We start from the raw sequence: 15,928 nt of genomic DNA on the forward strand, positions 1-15,928 counted from the left end.
GAGTGGGCCGAGATTCGCTAGAGTTCTCTACGTCACCCGGCAGCGACCGGGGCGACACGCGGAAGTGGCTCAGTGGTAGAGCATCACCTTGCCAAGGTGAGGGTCGCGGGTTCGAATCCCGTCTTCCGCTCGGAGCTTCCGGCTCGGTGGCGTGGCCGAGAGGCGAGGCAGCGGCCTGCAAAGCCGTCCACACGGGTTCAAATCCCGTCGCCACCTCACACCAAGGACGATTAGCTCAGCGGGAGAGCGCTTCCCTGACACGGAAGAGGTCACTGGTTCAATCCCAGTATCGTCCACCCCTGACGCAGCCCCAGCCCTCACCGGCTGGGGCTTCGTCTTTCTCCGATGCGCCCTTCTCCGTACGGGTGCCCGCGCATCGCCTCCAAGGGCTGCTGGCCAGAAGCCTCGCGTAGCGCGACGATCAGTCCATGGACGCGCAGGAGATCGCCGACCGATCAGAGATCACGGAGCTGCTGGCCCGCTACACCAGAGCCGTCGACTCAGGGCACTGGGACCTGCTGGACGAGGTGTTCACCCCGGACGCGAGCATCGACTACCGCTCGTCCGGAGGCATCAGCGGCACCCGCGACGAGGTCAAGGCGTGGCTGGCCGAGGTGCTCTCGCACTGGCCCGGCCGGTCACATCTGGTGGGCGCGGCCACGTTCGCGTTCGGCGACGGTGAGGCGCGGGTGAGCGCGCCGTTCCTCGACACGCTGGCCCCCACGCGGGAGATGACGGGCGCGCGGACCAAGGGTTTCCTGCACGGCGGCGGCTGGTACCACCACCGTCTCCGCCGCACCCCCGGCGGCTGGCGCAGCGTGGAGCTCGTCGAGGAACAGTCCTGGCGCACCGCCACCTGAGCCCTGGAGAGCCCTGGAGAGCCCTGGAAAGCGGCGGGTTAGGGGTTTGTGCCGTTTGTGGGGGGGGGTTACTGAGGGCAGCGGCTGGGCGGGCAGTGTCCCCCTGCCCTGTTCCGGTCGAAAGGCTGTGCGGCGATGGCGTGCGCATGGGCTCTTCTCGGTCATGACATAGCGGTCGACCTGGGCACCGCCAACACGCTCGTCTACGTCCGCAGGAAGGGCATCGTGCTCAACGAGCCCTCCGTCATAGCGATCAACCTGCACAAGAACACCGTGGTCGCCGTCGGCAAGGCCGCCAAGCGGATGGTCGGCCGCACTCCCCCGCACATCGCCACGATCAGGCCGCTCAAGGACGGCGTGATCGCGGACCTGGACGCGGCGGAGCGGATGTTACGGATGTTCATCCAGCGGGCGCACCCGAGCCGGTTCCTCGCCAGGCCGCGCATCGTGGTGGCGGTCCCGAGCGGCACCACCTCGATCGAGCAGCGGGCGGTCAAGGAGGCCGCGTACGAGGCGGGCGCGCGGCGGGTGCACATCATCGAGGAGCCCATGGCGGCCGCGATCGGCGCCGGGCTGAAGGTGGGCGAGGCCACCGGCAACATGGTCGTGGACATCGGCGGCGGCACCACCGAGGTGGCGATCGTCTCGATGAGCGGCGTCGTGGTCGCCAAGTCGCTGCGGGTGGGCGGCGACGAGCTGGACGAGGCGATCATCACGTACGTCAAGAAGGAGCACGCGCTGCTGCTCGGCGAGCGTACGGCGGAGCGGTTGAAGATCGACCTGGGCGTGGCGCTCCCGGCGCCCGACGCGGACGAGACGCCGCGAGGACGCCACCGGGTGGGCCCGGTGCCCGAGCCGCCGGACGACGTCGTGGCGCCCGAGGAGGAGCCCCGGGAGCCGCCCGCGCCGCGCGGCTGGAACCCGTTCAGGTCCAGGGCCAGGCCGGAGAGCGCGCCGGCGGCGCAGAGCCCCGCGCCGGTGCGGACCTCGGCCCCCGTGCGGGGCCGCGACCTGGTCAGCGGCCTGCCGAAGACGGCCACCATCACCTCCGAGGAGATCAGCGAGGCCATCGAGGACCAGGTGCAGGCCATCATCGACGCCGTCCAGACCACGCTCGACCAGTGCCCGGCCGAGCTGGCGGGCGACCTGCTGGACAACGGCATCGTGCTGACCGGCGGCGGCGCGCTGTTACGCGGCCTGGCCGAGCGCATGGGTGCGGCGACCGGCATGCCGATCAGGGTCGTGGACAAGCCGCTCTACTCGGTGGCGCTCGGCGCGGGCCGCTGCGTCGAGCGGTTCCAGGCGATGCGTGACGTGCTGCTGCCCGAATGGTCACGGCGGTGAGACGGGCGTTCGTCCTGGTGGTGCTCGCGGTCGCGGTCCCGCTGGTCGTGGTGGACCGCACGGTGACGCCGCTCGACCCCTTGCGCGCGGCCGGCGCCACCGTCTACGGCGCCGCGGCAGCGCGGACCTGGGCCGGATGACCATGCACGGGGCGCTGGTGCACTCGTGCGACACGATCTTCTACCGGCTGGCGGACGAGCTGTGGCGGCGCGGCTCGCCGGCGCTGGAGCGGACGGCGCGCGGGTTCGGGTTCGGCGCGCCGACGGGCGTGAACCTGCCGGGCGAGGCAGCCAAGAAGGAGCGGTGGCGGGCGACGAGGGCCGACAGCTGCCGCCGCGCGGACAGGGCTACCCGGAGCTCGCGGACCGGGCGCGGGCGGCGTACCTGAGGGAGCTGGCGCGGGAGAACTGCCGGGGCGGTGGCACGTGGCGGGGCGGCGACGCGGCGAACCTCGCCATCGGGCAGGGCGGCGTGCTGGTCACGCCGCTGCAGCTGGCGCGGGCGTACGCGGCGATCGCGAACGGCGGCACCCTGCACAGCCCGCGCGTCGGCCTGCGGGTGGTCCGCCCTGACGGCACGGCGGTGCGGGAGATCACGCCGCCGGTGGCGGGCCGGCTGCCCGCGTCGGCGCAGACGCTGCGGTTCATGGTCTCTTGGCTCGGGGTCCAGACGTTCATGAACGTGGGCATGACGCTGGGGCTGACGCCGATCGTGGGGGTGCCGCTGCCGTTCGTCTCGTACGGCGGCTCCGCCACGGTGGCCGGTCTGGTGGCCGTCGGGCTGCTACAGGCCGTGCACCGGAGCAAGGCCGTGCAGGCGTAGCAGGTTCTCCCCCAGGATCTTGCGCTTGGCCTGGTCGGTGAGCTGCGGGTAGCCGTACCCCTCGCACAGGTCCTGCGGGATCTGGAAGTCCCTGAACGCGCGCAGCGCCCACTGCGGGTGGAAGATCGGCGCCTCCGAACCGTAGATGATCTTGTCCTCGCCGCACCAGAAGAGCAGCTTGCCGAGGATCTCGGCGAACATCCTGGGCGCCCGCACGATGAAGTTGATCGTGGCCGCGAGGTCGGCGTACAGGTTGGGGTAGCGGATGAGCTGCCAGCAGGTCTCGTCCAGGAACGGCAGGCCGACGTGGAAGATGACGAAGTTGATGTCGGGGAAGCTGGCGGCGGCGCCGTCCATGTCCCACGTCTGGGTGTGCTCGATCGGCTGCGGCCCCAGCGGGACGCCCTTGTGCACGCCGATCAGGTTGACGCCGAGGTCGCGGGCCTTCTCGAAGATGGGAAAGGCCACCCGGGGGTCGTCCATCCGCCACGGGTACGGCGAGCCGTAGTCGTAGCGGACGTTGTAGAGCTTGAACGCCCGCGCGTTGTACTCCCCCACCTGGCGTTCCATCAGGTCCAGCGCCTTGCGGCCCTCCAGCGGATTGACCGAGCCCCAGAAGACGACCCGATCGGGGTCGCGGGCGGCCAGCTCGGCGCACTCCTGCCAGGGCGACAGGCCGTCGTGGTAGAGGTCGGTGAGCGGCAGCGGCATGGCGACGAGCATGTCGGTGCCGGACTCGTCGAAGACCATGCGGTGGATGTCGTCGATCGTCCACTGCCGCAGGAACTCCTCGGGCGGCAGCTTGGGCTCGCCCTCCGGGGTGAGGGTGGTGTGGAAGGCGTACAGGTGGTTGGAGAACATCCGGCCCGGGTCGCCGAAGGCGTTCTTGGGCTCGAAGTTGAACACGTGCGCCACGCTGTCGAACACGAAGAAGTCGTCGATCACCGTCGTTCCCTTCTCGCGATGTAGGCGGCTTTGTCGGGCACCTGCGCGGGGTCGGGCAGGAAGCGCAGCAGGCGGTCCGCCCTCGGGGAGAGCCGCTCCGTCGTCCACACCTCGTCCCAGACGATCTCGACCTCGGCCTCGCGGACGCCCGGCTGCTCCTCGATGCGCTCGCGCACCTCCGACAGCACGCGGGCGGCGAACGGGCACCAGCCCGACGTCAGCAGCAGCTCCACCCTGGCCCGCCCGTCGCGCACCTCGACGGACCTGACGAGGCCCATCTCCACGACGGAGATGCCCTTCTCCCGGCAGCACGGGTCGTAGACCCCCGACAGCGCCTCACTGGCCCACTGCGGTATCTCCGGCATGGCCTCATCGTCGGACGGGTGTGCCGCCTGGGGTAGGCGTCCGATTTTCAGATAGCGCACATGCTTGAGGGATGACCGAAGAACCGAGCGATCTGATACGCAGCGTCTCCCGTGCCCTTCGCGTCCTGGAGGAGGTCTCGCGCGCCGACCGGCCGCTGTCGGTCAAGGTCATCGCACGGCGGTGCGGGCTCAACCTGTCGACCTCCTACCACCTCGTCCGCACCCTGTGCTACGAGGGCTACCTGTACCGCTGCCCGGACGGCGACTACCTGCCGGGCACCCAGGTCGCCGAGCGCTTCCACGAGATGATCGACGCCTTCGACCGCCCGCCCCGCGCCTCGGTCGTGCTGCGCCACCTGTCGGCGGTGACGGGGCACACCGCGTACCTCGCGCAGCTGCTCGGCGGCCGGCTGATCGTGCTGGACGTCGCCGAGGGGCCGCGCTCCCCCTGGCTTGAGGACCTGCAGGCGGGCCTGGACACCGCGCCGCACGCCACCGCGCTCGGCAAGGCGCTGCTGCTCTCGCTCCCGCAGCGGACGCGGCGTGACATATTGACCGAGTACGGCCTGCGCCGCTTCACCTCCTCCACTCCCGCCAGCGTGGAGGACGTCGAGGAGGAGCTGGCGGGCTTATCCCCGGGGCAGGTGGTGGAGGAGCACGGGCAGTTCAGGGACGAGGTGGCCTGCGCGGGCGCGGTGGTGCCGGGCACGTCGTGGGCCATCGGCATCTCCGCCCGCGGCCTGACCATCCCCGCCCGGGCCCGCGCCCGCCTGGAGGAGGCCGTCGGCGACCTGACGTGAGAGGAACGGCATGAAGGTGATCCTGTTCGGGGCGACCGGCATGATCGGGCGCGGCGTGCTCAGGGAGTGCCTGGCCGACGAGCGGGTGACGGCCGTGCTGGCGGTCGGCCGCGCCCCCACGGGGGTCACGCACCCGAAGCTGCGCGAGGTCAGGCACGCGGCGCTCGACGACCTGAGCCCGATCGAGGACGAGCTGCGCGGCCACGACGCCTGCTTCTTCTGCCTCGGGGTGTCGTCGGCGGGCATGCGGGAGCCCGGCTACCGCCGGGTCACCTACGACTTCGCGCTGGCGGCCGGGCGGACGCTGGCCAGGCTCAGCCCAGGATCGACCTTCGTGTACGTCTCGGGCATGGGCGCCGACGCCGGCGGGCGGGCCATGTGGGCCCGGGTGAAGGGCGAGACCGAGAACGCGCTGCTGGCGCTGCCGCTGGAGGCGTACATGTTCCGGCCCGGCTACATCCAGCCGGTGCACGGGGTGACCTCGCGCACGGCGCTCTACCGGTTGGCGTACATGGTGACCAGGCCGCTCTACCCGATCCTGCGGCGGCTGTTCGCCGCGCAGGTGACCACGACGGAGCGGATCGGGCAGGCGATGATCGCGGTGGCCGAGCGCGGGGCGCCGAAGCGGATACTCGGGCCCGCGGACATCAACGCGCTCTGAACTGATGATGGAATAACCCGGCGTGCTCTGGCGCTACCGTACTCGTCAAATATTCAACAGTCATGGATGGTGACTAAAGTGCAGTTCGGCATCTTCAGCGTGGGTGACGTCACCACCGACCCCACCACCGGCACAACCCCCTCGGAGCACGAGCGGATCAAGGCGATGGTGGCGATCGCGCTCAAGGCGGAGGAGGTCGGCCTCGACGTCTTCGCGACCGGCGAGCACCACAACCCGCCCTTCGTGCCGTCCTCGCCCACCACCATGCTGGGCTACATCGCGGCCAGGACCGAGCGCCTGCAGCTGTCCACGGCCACGACGCTGATCACGACCAACGACCCCGTGAAGATCGCCGAAGACTTCGCCATGCTGCAGCACCTCGCCGACGGCCGGGTGGACCTCATGCTGGGGCGCGGCAACACGGGGCCCGTCTACCCGTGGTTCGGGCAGGACATCAGGCAGGGCATCCCGCTGGCCATCGAGAACTACGCGCTGCTGCACCGGCTGTGGCGCGAGGACGTCGTCGACTGGGAGGGCCGCTTCCGTACGCCGCTGCAGGGCTTCACCAGCACCCCGCGCCCGCTCGACGGCGTGCCGCCGTTCGTGTGGCACGGCTCGATCCGCAGCCCCGAGATCGCCGAGCAGGCCGCCTACTACGGCGACGGCTTCTTCGCCAACAACATCTTCTGGCCGAAGGAGCACTTCATGCGCCTGATCAGCCTCTACCGGCAGCGCTACGCCCACTACGGCCACGGCACGCCCGAGCAGGCCGTCGTGGGGCTCGGCGGGCAGGTGTTCATCCGCAAGAACTCCCAGGACGCGGTACGCGAGTTCCGCCCCTACTTCGACAACGCCCCCGTCTACGGCCACGGCCCCTCGCTGGAGGAGTTCATGGCCGAGACGCCGCTCACCGTGGGCAGCCCGCAGCAGGTCATCGACAGGACGCTCGAGTTCAGGGAGTTCTTCGGCGACTACCAGCGCCAGCTCTTCCTCATGGACCACGCGGGCCTGCCGCTGAAGACCGTGCTGGAGCAGCTCGACATCCTCGGCGAGGAGGTCGTGCCGGTGCTGCGCAAGGAGTTCGCCAAGGACCGCCCCGCCGAGGTGCCCGGCGCGCCCACGCACGCGTCGCTGCTGGCGGCGCGGGACGCGTCCGCTCCCGTCGGCGCCTGACCTGCCTTCCTTCGCTGCGAAAGGAGACCTCCCCTCATGAAGCTCGTCGTCGTCACGGCGGGATTGACCCAGCCCTCCTCCACCCGCCTGCTCGGCGACCGCCTGGGCGAGGCGGTCGCCCAGGCGGTCGCGCCCCGGGCAGAAGCCGTGAAGGCCGAGACCGTGGAGCTGCGCGACCTCGCCGTGGACATCGCCAACGCCTTCGTCACCGGCTTCCCCAACGGCCGGCTGCGCGCGGCCATCGAGACCGTGACGGCGGCGGACGCGCTCATCGCGGTCACGCCGATCTTCAGCGGGTCCTACAGCGGGCTGTTCAAGTCGTTCTTCGACGTGGTCGACAACACCGCGCTGACCGGTAAGCCGGTGCTCATCGCGGCCACCGGCGGCACCGCGCGGCACTCGCTGGCGCTGGAGCACGCGCTGCGGCCGCTGTTCGCGTACCTGCGGGCCGTGGTCGTGCCGACCGCCGTGTACGCGGCCTCCGAGGACTGGGGCGGCGGCAGGGACGCCTTCACCGACGGGCTGGGCGAGCGCATCGAGCGCGCCGCCGAGGAGCTGGCCGCGCTGCTGCTGCACCGCGTGCCGCGGCGGGCCGAGCCGGAGGAGGTCGTGCCGTTCGAGCAGCAGCTCGCCGCGCTGCGCCCGGCCGACTCCGACCAAAGGGGGTGAACGCCCCGGGGCGGTGCCCCGGGGCGGATGATCAGCGCTTGACCGAGACGACGTCGTACTTCGTGTCGGGGGCCGGGGTCGTGCTGAAGCGGGCGTTGGGGAGGTAGAGGCGGGGGCCGTGGGCGGCGACCGTCGTGGGCACGTCGAACTCGCGGTGAGTGATGCGCTTGACGAGCCTGCCCGATTCGCCGTCACGGGACAGCCTGATCACCGCGATCCGGTTGTCCCTGTTCTGGACGGCGTACAGGGTGCGGCCCTCCAGCAGCAGGCCGTCGCCGTTGGTCAGGTTCGTGCCGCGCAGCCTGACCTCCTCGGTGAACCCGGACCGCGGGTTGACCTCGAAGAGCTTGCCGGTGTTCGACTGGACGACGAGTAGCGAGCGGCCGTCGGGGCTGGCGACGATGCCGTTGGCGTTGATGCCCTCGCCGTACTTGATGTCTCCTCTGAGCCGGATCTTGACGGCCTTGGCGGGCAGCCTGCCGCGGCGGCCGAGGTCCAGCTTGTACAGGACGGGGTTGCTGGAGTCGGTGAAGTAGGCGGACCGGCCGGCGATGATCACGTCGTTGACGAACGACGTGCCGGTGGCGAGCCGGTACGACTTGAGCACCCTTCCGGTGCGCAGGTCGATCACCCGAGCGTCGCCCGCGTTGCCGCCCGCCACGAACAGCCGCCCGCGGCCGTCGGTCTCCAGGCCGAGCGACGGCGTGCCGGGACCCTTGCTGATCACCCTCCCCCTGCCGGTACGCAGGTCGGCGCGGTAGATGTCGCCGGTGGCGCGCGAGCCGAAGTAGGCGTGGTCGCCGGCGATCGCGATGCCCTCCGGCTGGAAGCCGTCAGGCAGGGGGAACGTGTCGGTTCTCGTCGCCGCCTGCGCGGGGCCGTGGAGCGTGGCGCCGAGCAGGACCGCGGCGAGTGCGCTGAGTGCGGTCTTCTGGATCGCGGATCTCATGCGCCCACGATGCCCGCGGGATCTTCTGCGGCAAAGACCCGTTCGCGGCTTCTCAGATACTTCTCAGATTGTCCGCCCCATCGGTGATGCTTCGTGGGTCCTGCGGCGGGCGGGCCCAGCGAGTAGGTTGGGACAGAGCCAAGCAAACGGGGTAGATCATGACAAATAGTGCCCGTCACGCTCTGGGAGTGCTCGCCGGGCTGCTCCTGCCCGCCCTGCTCGCCGCCGGCCTCTGGTACGGCGTGGGCGAGCTGTCCGTCACCGCCCAGCGAGAGCTGCGCGTCTCCTGGGTCGCCCTCGGGGTGCTGGCCGTCTCGGGGATCCTCCTCGCCTTCCTGGCCGGCTCGCGGCTGTCGCCCGTCGCCTCGCTGCTCGGCGGGCTGGCGTACACGGGGCTGGGCGTGCTGCCGTTCGCCGAGATCAGCACGGGGACGCGGCTGCTGCCCGACGCGTTGCTGCCGTCCTCCCTGCAGAGCGGGTTCATGACGTTGACGTACTCGGGGCTGCAGTTCCTGCTCGGCGTGGCACTGCTGGTCGTGTCGGCGTTCCCGTCGCGCTGGCGGGGGCGGGCGCGGGCCGTGGACCCGTACGAGGGGCAGTGGCAGCCGGGACCCTCCCCCTACCTGCCGCCGCCCACCGGGCGGCCCGAGGACGCCACGCGCCCGATGTACCGCGAGTGAACCTGCCCAGGCCTGACAGAATGCCGCCATGCGCGACACGACGATCGACGACTTCCTGAGCCGGCTGGCCGACCGGGTGCCCGCGCCCGGCGGCGGCGCCACGGCGGCCCTGCACGCGGCCCAGGGCGCCGCGCTGCTCGGCATGGTGGCCCGCTACACCACGGGCGAGAAGTACGCCGCCCACGCCAAGACCGTCGGCGCCATGATCGCCGAGACCGACACGTTGCGGGCGCGGGCGCTGCGGCTGGCCGAGGAGGACGCGGCCGCCTTCACCGCCGTCACCGACGCGTACCGGCTGCCCAAGGGCGAGGAGCGCACCGCCACCATCGCCAGGGCCCTGGCCGGGGCGGCCGAGCCGCCCGCCCGCGTCATCGAGGCCGCCGCGCGCGTGGTCGAGCTGTGCGAGCTGCTGCTGCCGATCTGCAACCGCAACGTCCTCAGCGACGTGGCCGCCGCGGCGGACGCGGCCCGCGCCGCCCTCACCACGGGCCGCGTCAACGTCGAGATCAACCTCGGCGGCATCAAGGACGAGCGGGTACGCGAGGAGCTGAACATCCGCATGTCCGGTGTCGACGCCGCCGTCGCCAGGGCAGACTGGGTGACCGCCGAAGTGCGCGAACAGATCAAGCCGTGAGATCGGATGGCGGCGGCCTGGCAGCGCGGAGCGAGCTGAGCGGTGATCGCGGCGGCGCGTGAGGACAGGTGGCGGGCCCGGTGGGGGCATCCGCCCGACAGCAGGGGGCAGGACGACCGTTGAAGACACTGACCGGCAAGGACCTGGCGGCCGCGATCAGGGCGCAGACGCAGGCGGAGGCCGCCGCGGGGGCGCCGCCGCGACTGGCCGTGGTGGTGGCCACCGCCGACGAGGCGAGCCTGTGGTACGTCCGCTCGATCGCCAAGGCGGCGGCCGGCGTCGGCATCGCCTGTGACGTCGTCGACCTCGGCCCCGATGCCGCCCCCGACCAGATCGCCGAGACGCTGGCCAGGCTCTCCGCCGCGCCCGACGTCCACGGCGTCATGCTCCAGACCCCGCTGCCCCCGGGCGCGTCGGCGCAGCAGCTGGCCGCCGCCATCGACCCGCGTAAGGACGTCGACGGCGCCAACCCGCTCTCGCTCGGCCGGCTGGCCGCCGGGCTGCCCGCGTTCCCGCCCGCCACGGCGGCCGCCGTGATGGCGCTGCTCGACCACTACGAGGTGCCGCTGGAGGGGCGGCGGGCCGTGGTGGTCGGCCGCTCGACCGTGGTCGGCAAGCCGCTCGCCCACCTGCTGCTCGACCGGCACGCCACGGTCACCGTCGCCCACTCGCGCACCCGCGACCTCGCCTCCGTCACCGCGCGGGCCGAGGTGCTGGTCGCCGCCGCCGGACGCGCCGGCCTGATCGGCCGCGACCACGTGGCCCCCGGCGCCGTGGTCATCGACGTCGGCACCAACCCCACCGACGACGGCGGCCTCACGGGCGACGTCGACGCCGCCGCCGTCGCGGACGTGGCCGCCGCCCTCACCCCGGTGCCCGGCGGCGTCGGCCCGGTCACCACCGCCCTCCTCCTCCGCCACACCGCCAGGGCCGCCAACCTCCCGTGACCTCCCCCCGAACCACGCTCAACCCCGCTCCTTGCCGCGCCCACCGGGCGGAGGGCCGCGCCCCGCGGCAGCGCTCATCCAGCGCAGGCCCGCAACGACCAGCGCCCCGGTCATGTGGCGCAGGTCCGCGGCGACCGGTGCCCCGGTTGTGTGGTGAGGGTCCTTCGTTGAGCTGCTCCCTTGCGCAGATCGTCCACCAGCCTTGATCGTTCCTCTTTCCTATCTCGTGGAGGCCGGCGTTGCCTGACGTGCTCATCATCCAGAACAGCAGGAGCGGCGGTCCCGGCCGTCTGGGCGACTGGCTGGCCGCGTCCGGGTTGCGGCCCGACGTCGTGCTCGCCCACGAGGGGGCCGCGTTGCCCGAGCGGTTGCGGCATGATGCCCTGATCATGCTCGGCGGCGGTTATCTCCCGAGTGAGGACCACCGTGCGCCCTGGTTGCGGGACGCCCGCCGGCTCATGGGGCAGGCGCTGGCCGATGAGGTGCCGGTGTTCGGCATCTGCCTGGGCGGGCAGATGCTGGCCGAGGTGGCGGGCGGCGAGGTGACCGGCGACACCGGCCTGCCCGAGAACGGCAGCCTCCCCGTCACCATCAGGGCCGAGGCGGCCGCCGACCCGCTGTTCCACGGCCTGCCGCCCGTCGTGCCCGCCATCGAGCACCACAAGGACGCCGTCACCCGGCTCCCCGGCGGCGCCGTGCACCTCGCCGAGACCGAGCGCTGCCCGTACCAGGCGTTCCGGGTGGGCGCGCGGGCGTGGGGGGTGCAGTTCCATCCGGAGGTGGTGCCGGCGCGCATACGTCAGTGGGAGGTCGACGGGTTCGACCCCGACGAGGTCTATGCGCAGGCCGTGGCCGACGAGCCGGTGTCCACGCCGGTCTGGCGGCAGGTGGCCGGCCGTTTCGCCGCCCTGGCCGCCGCCCCCGGGCCGGGCGAGCGGCGCCGCTCGGTCAGCGGAGCGCGTCCGTGATGGCGCTCACGGCGGCACGCCAGATCGGGGCCGTGGGCGCGATGACGTCGAAGTGCCCGCCGGGCAACTCCAGGTACGTCACGTCGTCCCCCGCCGCCCTGGCCGCCACGGCGTAACGGCGGGAGAAGTCGACCAGGTCCAGATCGTCCTCGGCCCCCTGGACGATGAGCTGCGGCACGCCCAGCGGCACGCGCCGGAGAGGCGACGACTCCGCGTACCGGTCGGCCCGCGCAGGCCCCGGCGGCCGGCCGAGCGGGGATCTTGACGGGTGGCCCAGGGCGGCGGCGACTGCGCCGGCGCTGAGCCAGCGGCGGTCGCCTGCTTCGAGGTCGAGTACGCCCGCCAGTGACACGGCCAGCGACACGAGGGCCCCGTCCGCCGCTGCCCGCAAGGCGAGTTGCCCTCCTGCCGAATGGCCGACGACGGCCACCCTGCTCAGGTCCAGCCCCGCCGCGCCGGTGGCGCCCGTGTCGTGGAGGGTGGAAAGGGCGGTGGCGATGTCGCTGGTCGTGGCGTCCCAGCCGTGCAGGTCGGGGCGGCGGTACTCGATGTTCCACACGGCGAAGCCGCGTCCGAGGAGGTCGGCGCAGAGCGGCTCCATCAGGTCGGCGGCCCAGATCGAGCGCCAGTAGCCGCCGTGGATCAGCGCCACCACCGGGAGGCCGGTCTCGGTGGTGGTCCACGGCTCCTGCGCCCCGTCACGTCCGTCCTCATGGCGGCGCGTTTCCGGCGCGTACAGGTCGGCCCACTGGTCGGGCTCGGTTCCGTAGGTGACGCGTCTGATGCCCGGGTGGCGCATGCGGTGCACAGCGTGTCGGATGCCCCACGCCAGCCCCTGGACGCCGCGCCCTTGGATACGCCGCACGCCCTCCCCGGAGTCCGTGCGTTCGAGGTCCACCCAGACGGTCACCGGTGGGGTCGTCACCTGGCCGGTGGGTCGATCGAGGACCACGGCGGCCTCGCACGTCCCGAGCAGGACCTGCAGGTGGGTGGGGTCTTCGGCGAACGCGACGGCCCCCGTCACAGCTTGGGCCGCGAACTCGCGGTCGGCGATCTCCCTGAGCAGCCGGGTGTCCGCCACCACCCCGGGACCGACCACGACCAGGACCTCGCTCATGATCCCCGACCTTACAGAACGGGATAGCTTGGGCGGGTGCATGTGGAACAGCTTCATCCCTGGCCGTCGAGCGTTCCCGAGGCGGAGGCCATCCAGGATCGGCTCAGGTCCAGGGTCGAGCTGGACGGGCCGTCCACGTTCGAGCTGATCGCGGGGCTCGACGTGCACTATCGCGGCGACGACGCGCTGACGGCGGCCGTGGTCGTGCTGGACGCGGGCACGCTGGAGCCGGTGGAGCAGGTCGTGGCGCACGGGAAGGCGGCGTTCCCGTACGTGCCGGGGCTGTTCGCCTTCCGCGAGCTGCCCGCGCTCGTGACGGCGCTCGAACGACTCAGGGCCACGCCCGACCTGCTCGTCTGCGACGGGTACGGACTCGCGCACCCCCGCGGTTTCGGCCTGGCATGTCACCTGGGCGTGCTGACCGGGCTGCCGTCACTCGGAGTGGGCAAGACGCCGTTCGTCGGCACGCACGAGCCGCCCGGAGACGAGCGCGGCTCCTGGACGCCCATCGTCCACGAGGGCGCGACGGTGGGCCGTGCCCTGCGCACACAGCGGGGCGTCAAGCCGGTGTACGTCTCCCAGGGCCACCGCATCTCGCTGGACGTCGCCGCCGAGCAGGTCCTGAGCCTGGCGGCCCGCTACCGCCTGCCGGAGCCGATCCGCCACGCCGACCACCTCGCCAGACACCCGTAACGATCGCCGGGCCCGGCCCCCGCGCCGGCCGGGCGGCCGAGCCCCCGGCCGGCGGGTCAGCGTCGCCAGGCCCAGACGAGCAGCCAGACGCTGAGCCCGAAGAGCGCCATCCCGAGCGGTACGTGCGCCGCCACCGCCCCCGACCCGCCCAGCATCGACTGGACGAACCCGAGCAGCAGCACCCCCGCGCTCACCACCGCCGGCCACCCGGCGCCCCGCCCCGGCCGCCACAGCAGCACGGCGACGACGAGCTGCACCAGCCCCAGCAGGTGCACCGCGCTCGCCCCCATGCCGTGCAGGCCCGCCGCTCCCCCGCTCATGAGCTGCCCGGCCGTCACCGCCTGGAGCAGCACGGCCAGCGTGTTGAGCACGGTGACGACCTTGAACGTGGTGGGGTATCCGGTCCTGCCGGCGACCTCGGTGACCACTCGACTTCTCCCTCTGACCGCTGTGGACGAAGGTCTTCAGCATGTCGGCGGGAGATCGGGCGGGCATCCGCCGTACGTCGCGGTCCTGTCTACGCCCGCTGATGTATCAGCTGCAGCGGTGCTCACCTGATGAGACCAGCGGCGGCAGGATCGCCTGCGCGTCAGCGCCGCCGAACCACAGGCCGATCACGAACGCGGCCGTCGCCTCCAGCAGCATCGCCCGGTCGAGGCCGCCGCCGTCCACGGGGGTGCAGCCGAGGGCGGTGACCAGCGTACGGGCGGCGTCCAGCGCCTCCTGGTCGTCGCCGCACAGGGGCACCGCCAGCGGACGGCCGTCGAACACCGGCGGCGTCATCCGCCACACGTCCACGTTGCACAGGTTGAACGCCTTCACCACGTGGCCGCCGGTGACGTCGGCGATCAGGCGGGCGATGGGGCGGGTGGGGTCGTAGGCGAAGATGTCGGCGGTGTTGACGAGGTCGATGAGCGGCTTGCCACGCAGGGCCGTACCGGTGGCTCTGAGCGTGTCGAGCAGGCCCGCCTCCCTGACCGCCACCACGACGACCTCGCTGAACGCGGCCACCTCCGCGAACGACCCACTTCGCACCTCCCCCGGCCCTCCGGACGATCCCGTCCGCACCTCCTCCGGCCCTCCGGACGATCCGGGCTGCACCTCCTCCGGCCCGCCAGGGGAGGTTGGCCGCACCTCGCCCGGCGTGGCGGTGAGGGCGGCGATCATGGTCTTCGCGCGTGTGGCGCCGCTCGACTCGTCCCGGCCGCTGACCATCACCTCGTGTCCGGCACGTGCCCACTGCGTGCCCAGGGCGTCCGCCATGCCGCCCGCGCCCAGGATCCCGATCCGCATATGTCCCGCCTTCCAGCCATAAGTCCCCCGGTGTGGGGCTTTACCGTGATAGGAGGACACTAGAAAGCTCGTCGCACACCATTCGGTGCCTAACGGAGGCCGCTGTTGTTCCTCGCCGACTGCCAGGCCAGGCTGGCCTTCGACCTGCTGGGCAACACGTGGAACGCGGTCGTGCTGTGGGCGCTGCGGCACGGCCCGCGCCGGCCGGGAGAGCTGCGGGACACGATCGGCGGCATCAGCACCAAGGTGCTGACCGAGACTCTGCGCCGCCTGGAGTACAACGGCCTGGTGACCCGTCACGCGTACGCCGAGGCCCCGCCCAGGGTCGAGTACGAGCTCACCGAGCTCGGCCGCTCCCTGCTGCCCCCGATCGCGGCGTTCGGCGAATGGGCCTTCGACCACGCCGACGAGGTGCTGGACGCGCAGGACCGGATGGACGGCACCCGTTTTCCCTGAGTTCACTTAGACGCAGTGTTACTGAATAACTACTCTGGGTAGCTAGTTGGAGGTTGTTCCTCACCAACTCCCAGGAGGTTCCATGTACATCGCTTTGCGCAGGGCAGCCGTCGCCGCCGTCGTCGCCGGTGGTCTCACGCTGCTGGCCGCACCCGCGTCGCACGCCGTCGTCGATCCCGCCCTCGTGCTCGACTGCGTCTCCACCGCCACCGAACTCACCACGCTGATCGACCCCGCCGCTCCCGGGCTGCCGGCCGAGCTGCCCCTGACGGGCTGCCTCGCGCCCTGACGCGACACAGGTAAGGGACCACCTCTCGACACGGCACGGACGGCGCCCCCACGCCGCCCGGTCCCAGCCATCGAAGCGCAGCAGCAAGGAGTTCCGTTGAAGGCACGAGTCCTGCTCGCCGTCGCCGCCCTGGCGATGGCGTCCGGTACGCCCCCTATCGTCCTCGACACTCTCGGCTCGTTGGATCCCCCACTCATTGAGATGCAGACCTTCGTCCAGCACATCAACATCCTGACGTCGTAGTGCGTCTCGCGCAGGTGCCC

At 71.9% G+C, this 15,928-nt stretch carries 23 protein-coding genes and 3 tRNA genes; 20 read left to right on the forward strand and 6 right to left on the reverse strand.

Annotation, left to right across the window (positions count from 1 at the left end; translation table 11 throughout):
• Nucleotides 1–58 precede the first annotated feature (58 nt).
• The 8 genes from AB0K12_RS06045 to AB0K12_RS06080 all read left to right on the forward strand — a co-directional run bounded on the left by AB0K12_RS06045 (nucleotide 59) and on the right by AB0K12_RS06080 (nucleotide 3,026).
• Nucleotides 59–130, forward strand: a tRNA-Gly gene (locus AB0K12_RS06045).
• Between the two features lie 15 nt (nucleotides 131–145).
• A tRNA-Cys gene (locus AB0K12_RS06050) sits at nucleotides 146–216 on the forward strand.
• A gap of 8 nt (nucleotides 217–224) precedes the next feature.
• Nucleotides 225–296, forward strand: a tRNA-Val gene (locus tag AB0K12_RS06055).
• A 132-nt stretch (nucleotides 297–428) separates the two neighbouring features.
• Entirely contained in the window at nucleotides 429–860 is a 432-nt protein-coding gene (locus AB0K12_RS06060; RefSeq protein ID WP_364556011.1) for a nuclear transport factor 2 family protein, read from the forward strand.
• Between the two features lie 135 nt (nucleotides 861–995).
• Nucleotides 996–2,204 (forward strand): rod shape-determining protein, encoded by a 1,209-nt coding sequence (locus AB0K12_RS06065; RefSeq protein WP_364556013.1) that lies wholly within the window; start codon nucleotides 996–998, stop codon nucleotides 2,202–2,204.
• A complete protein-coding gene (locus AB0K12_RS06070) occupies nucleotides 2,201–2,344 on the forward strand; it encodes a hypothetical protein (protein ID WP_364556015.1) in 144 nt (47 codons plus the stop codon). The genes AB0K12_RS06065 and AB0K12_RS06070 overlap by 4 nt, the downstream gene beginning before the upstream one ends.
• Entirely contained in the window at nucleotides 2,341–2,592 is a 252-nt protein-coding gene (locus AB0K12_RS06075; protein WP_364556017.1) for a penicillin-binding transpeptidase domain-containing protein, read from the forward strand. Before AB0K12_RS06070 ends, AB0K12_RS06075 begins: the two co-directional genes overlap by 4 nt.
• Nucleotides 2,508–3,026 carry an FtsW/RodA/SpoVE family cell cycle protein gene (locus AB0K12_RS06080; RefSeq protein WP_364556019.1) on the forward strand — a complete coding sequence of 173 codons (519 nt, stop codon included), beginning with the start codon at nucleotides 2,508–2,510 and terminating at the stop codon, nucleotides 3,024–3,026. The genes AB0K12_RS06075 and AB0K12_RS06080 overlap by 85 nt, the downstream gene beginning before the upstream one ends.
• Here the strand turns inward: AB0K12_RS06080 and AB0K12_RS06085 are convergent.
• Together AB0K12_RS06085 and AB0K12_RS06090 are read right to left on the reverse strand one after the other, a co-directional pair.
• Nucleotides 2,988–3,971, reverse strand: a complete 984-nt coding sequence (locus AB0K12_RS06085) for an amidohydrolase family protein (RefSeq protein WP_364556021.1) — start codon at nucleotides 3,969–3,971, stop codon at nucleotides 2,988–2,990. The two genes, AB0K12_RS06080 and AB0K12_RS06085, sit on opposite strands and share 39 nt — an antisense overlap.
• Nucleotides 3,968–4,336: a metal-sulfur cluster assembly factor gene (locus AB0K12_RS06090; RefSeq protein WP_364373537.1), complete on the reverse strand. Its 369-nt coding sequence runs from the start codon at nucleotides 4,334–4,336 to the stop codon at nucleotides 3,968–3,970. Before AB0K12_RS06090 ends, AB0K12_RS06085 begins: the two co-directional genes overlap by 4 nt.
• 71 nt (nucleotides 4,337–4,407) lie before the next feature.
• Here AB0K12_RS06090 and AB0K12_RS06095 point away from each other — a divergent pair, with 71 nt between their 5' ends.
• The 4 genes from AB0K12_RS06095 to AB0K12_RS06110 all read left to right on the forward strand — a co-directional run bounded on the left by AB0K12_RS06095 (nucleotide 4,408) and on the right by AB0K12_RS06110 (nucleotide 7,639).
• Nucleotides 4,408–5,136, forward strand: a complete 729-nt coding sequence (locus tag AB0K12_RS06095; protein WP_355414248.1) for a helix-turn-helix domain-containing protein — start codon at nucleotides 4,408–4,410, stop codon at nucleotides 5,134–5,136.
• A gap of 10 nt (nucleotides 5,137–5,146) precedes the next feature.
• Nucleotides 5,147–5,797, forward strand: coding sequence for an NAD(P)H-binding protein (locus AB0K12_RS06100; RefSeq protein WP_364556024.1), 651 nt, complete (start codon nucleotides 5,147–5,149; stop codon nucleotides 5,795–5,797).
• A 78-nt stretch (nucleotides 5,798–5,875) separates the two neighbouring features.
• Nucleotides 5,876–6,970, forward strand: coding sequence for an LLM class flavin-dependent oxidoreductase (locus AB0K12_RS06105; protein ID WP_364556026.1), 1,095 nt, complete (start codon nucleotides 5,876–5,878; stop codon nucleotides 6,968–6,970).
• Nucleotides 6,971–7,006: 36 nt separating this feature from the next.
• A complete protein-coding gene (locus AB0K12_RS06110; protein WP_364556028.1) occupies nucleotides 7,007–7,639 on the forward strand; it encodes an FMN reductase in 633 nt (210 codons plus the stop codon).
• Between the two features lie 31 nt (nucleotides 7,640–7,670).
• Here the strand turns inward: AB0K12_RS06110 and AB0K12_RS06115 are convergent, their stop codons facing one another.
• Nucleotides 7,671–8,588, reverse strand: a complete 918-nt coding sequence (locus AB0K12_RS06115) for a superoxide dismutase (protein ID WP_364556030.1) — start codon at nucleotides 8,586–8,588, stop codon at nucleotides 7,671–7,673.
• A 158-nt stretch (nucleotides 8,589–8,746) separates the two neighbouring features.
• Between AB0K12_RS06115 and AB0K12_RS06120 the strand changes: the two genes are divergently transcribed.
• The 4 genes from AB0K12_RS06120 to AB0K12_RS06135 all read left to right on the forward strand — a co-directional run bounded on the left by AB0K12_RS06120 (nucleotide 8,747) and on the right by AB0K12_RS06135 (nucleotide 11,817).
• A complete protein-coding gene (locus AB0K12_RS06120) occupies nucleotides 8,747–9,268 on the forward strand; it encodes a hypothetical protein (protein WP_364556032.1) in 522 nt (173 codons plus the stop codon).
• A 28-nt stretch (nucleotides 9,269–9,296) separates the two neighbouring features.
• Nucleotides 9,297–9,902: a cyclodeaminase/cyclohydrolase family protein gene (locus tag AB0K12_RS06125; protein WP_364556034.1), complete on the forward strand. Its 606-nt coding sequence runs from the start codon at nucleotides 9,297–9,299 to the stop codon at nucleotides 9,900–9,902.
• A 119-nt stretch (nucleotides 9,903–10,021) separates the two neighbouring features.
• Nucleotides 10,022–10,849 carry a bifunctional 5,10-methylenetetrahydrofolate dehydrogenase/5,10-methenyltetrahydrofolate cyclohydrolase gene (locus AB0K12_RS06130; RefSeq protein WP_364556036.1) on the forward strand — a complete coding sequence of 276 codons (828 nt, stop codon included), beginning with the start codon at nucleotides 10,022–10,024 and terminating at the stop codon, nucleotides 10,847–10,849.
• 248 nt (nucleotides 10,850–11,097) lie between these two features.
• On the forward strand, nucleotides 11,098–11,817 hold the full coding sequence (locus AB0K12_RS06135) for a type 1 glutamine amidotransferase (RefSeq protein WP_364557703.1): 720 nt from the start codon (nucleotides 11,098–11,100) through the stop codon (nucleotides 11,815–11,817).
• On the opposite strand, the gene AB0K12_RS06140 is transcribed toward AB0K12_RS06135, so the two are convergent.
• Nucleotides 11,798–12,934, reverse strand: coding sequence for an alpha/beta hydrolase (locus tag AB0K12_RS06140; protein ID WP_364556038.1), 1,137 nt, complete (start codon nucleotides 12,932–12,934; stop codon nucleotides 11,798–11,800). The genes AB0K12_RS06135 and AB0K12_RS06140 overlap by 20 nt on opposite strands.
• 36 nt (nucleotides 12,935–12,970) lie before the next feature.
• Here AB0K12_RS06140 and AB0K12_RS06145 point away from each other — a divergent pair, with 36 nt between their 5' ends.
• Nucleotides 12,971–13,627: an endonuclease V gene (locus tag AB0K12_RS06145; RefSeq protein ID WP_364556040.1), complete on the forward strand. Its 657-nt coding sequence runs from the start codon at nucleotides 12,971–12,973 to the stop codon at nucleotides 13,625–13,627.
• Nucleotides 13,628–13,683: 56 nt separating this feature from the next.
• On the opposite strand, the gene AB0K12_RS06150 is transcribed toward AB0K12_RS06145, so the two are convergent.
• Both AB0K12_RS06150 and AB0K12_RS06155 read right to left on the reverse strand, forming a co-directional pair.
• A complete protein-coding gene (locus AB0K12_RS06150; RefSeq protein WP_364556042.1) occupies nucleotides 13,684–14,055 on the reverse strand; it encodes a hypothetical protein in 372 nt (123 codons plus the stop codon).
• A gap of 106 nt (nucleotides 14,056–14,161) precedes the next feature.
• The gene (locus tag AB0K12_RS06155; RefSeq protein WP_364556044.1) at nucleotides 14,162–14,920 is read right to left on the reverse strand and encodes an NAD(P)-binding domain-containing protein; all 759 of its coding nucleotides are present in this window, start codon (nucleotides 14,918–14,920) and stop codon (nucleotides 14,162–14,164) included.
• 105 nt (nucleotides 14,921–15,025) lie between these two features.
• Between AB0K12_RS06155 and AB0K12_RS06160 the strand changes: the two genes are divergently transcribed.
• The 3 genes from AB0K12_RS06160 to AB0K12_RS06170 all read left to right on the forward strand — a co-directional run bounded on the left by AB0K12_RS06160 (nucleotide 15,026) and on the right by AB0K12_RS06170 (nucleotide 15,908).
• Nucleotides 15,026–15,376 carry a helix-turn-helix domain-containing protein gene (locus AB0K12_RS06160; protein WP_364556046.1) on the forward strand — a complete coding sequence of 117 codons (351 nt, stop codon included), beginning with the start codon at nucleotides 15,026–15,028 and terminating at the stop codon, nucleotides 15,374–15,376.
• A gap of 82 nt (nucleotides 15,377–15,458) precedes the next feature.
• Complete coding sequence (locus tag AB0K12_RS06165) at nucleotides 15,459–15,665, forward strand: hypothetical protein (RefSeq protein WP_364556048.1); 207 nt, start codon at nucleotides 15,459–15,461, stop codon at nucleotides 15,663–15,665.
• A 96-nt stretch (nucleotides 15,666–15,761) separates the two neighbouring features.
• The gene (locus AB0K12_RS06170) at nucleotides 15,762–15,908 is read left to right on the forward strand and encodes a hypothetical protein (RefSeq protein ID WP_364556050.1); all 147 of its coding nucleotides are present in this window, start codon (nucleotides 15,762–15,764) and stop codon (nucleotides 15,906–15,908) included.
• Nucleotides 15,909–15,928: the final 20 nt, after the last annotated feature.

This window comes from Nonomuraea sp. NPDC049419 (assembly GCF_040676995.1).
Taxonomy (GTDB): Bacteria; Actinomycetota; Actinomycetes; order Streptosporangiales; family Streptosporangiaceae; genus Nonomuraea; species Nonomuraea salmonea.

Excerpts from the sequence above, each read along its gene's own strand:
- AB0K12_RS06060 (WP_364556011.1), top strand. The coding sequence starts at position 429 with ATGGACGCGCAGGAGATCGCCGACCGATCAGAGATCACGGAGCTGCTG.
- AB0K12_RS06065 (WP_364556013.1), top strand. The coding sequence starts at position 996 with ATGGCGTGCGCATGGGCTCTTCTCGGTCATGACATAGCGGTCGACCTG.
- AB0K12_RS06075 (WP_364556017.1), top strand. The coding sequence starts at position 2,341 with ATGACCATGCACGGGGCGCTGGTGCACTCGTGCGACACGATCTTCTAC.
- AB0K12_RS06090 (WP_364373537.1), bottom strand. The coding sequence starts at position 4,336 with ATGCCGGAGATACCGCAGTGGGCCAGTGAGGCGCTGTCGGGGGTCTAC.
- AB0K12_RS06095 (WP_355414248.1), top strand. The coding sequence starts at position 4,408 with ATGACCGAAGAACCGAGCGATCTGATACGCAGCGTCTCCCGTGCCCTT.
- AB0K12_RS06100 (WP_364556024.1), top strand. The coding sequence starts at position 5,147 with ATGAAGGTGATCCTGTTCGGGGCGACCGGCATGATCGGGCGCGGCGTG.
- AB0K12_RS06110 (WP_364556028.1), top strand. The coding sequence starts at position 7,007 with ATGAAGCTCGTCGTCGTCACGGCGGGATTGACCCAGCCCTCCTCCACC.
- AB0K12_RS06115 (WP_364556030.1), bottom strand. The coding sequence starts at position 8,588 with ATGAGATCCGCGATCCAGAAGACCGCACTCAGCGCACTCGCCGCGGTC.
- AB0K12_RS06120 (WP_364556032.1), top strand. The coding sequence starts at position 8,747 with ATGACAAATAGTGCCCGTCACGCTCTGGGAGTGCTCGCCGGGCTGCTC.
- AB0K12_RS06125 (WP_364556034.1), top strand. The coding sequence starts at position 9,297 with ATGCGCGACACGACGATCGACGACTTCCTGAGCCGGCTGGCCGACCGG.
- AB0K12_RS06140 (WP_364556038.1), bottom strand. The coding sequence starts at position 12,934 with ATGAGCGAGGTCCTGGTCGTGGTCGGTCCCGGGGTGGTGGCGGACACC.
- AB0K12_RS06155 (WP_364556044.1), bottom strand. The coding sequence starts at position 14,920 with ATGCGGATCGGGATCCTGGGCGCGGGCGGCATGGCGGACGCCCTGGGC.
- AB0K12_RS06165 (WP_364556048.1), top strand. The coding sequence starts at position 15,459 with ATGTACATCGCTTTGCGCAGGGCAGCCGTCGCCGCCGTCGTCGCCGGT.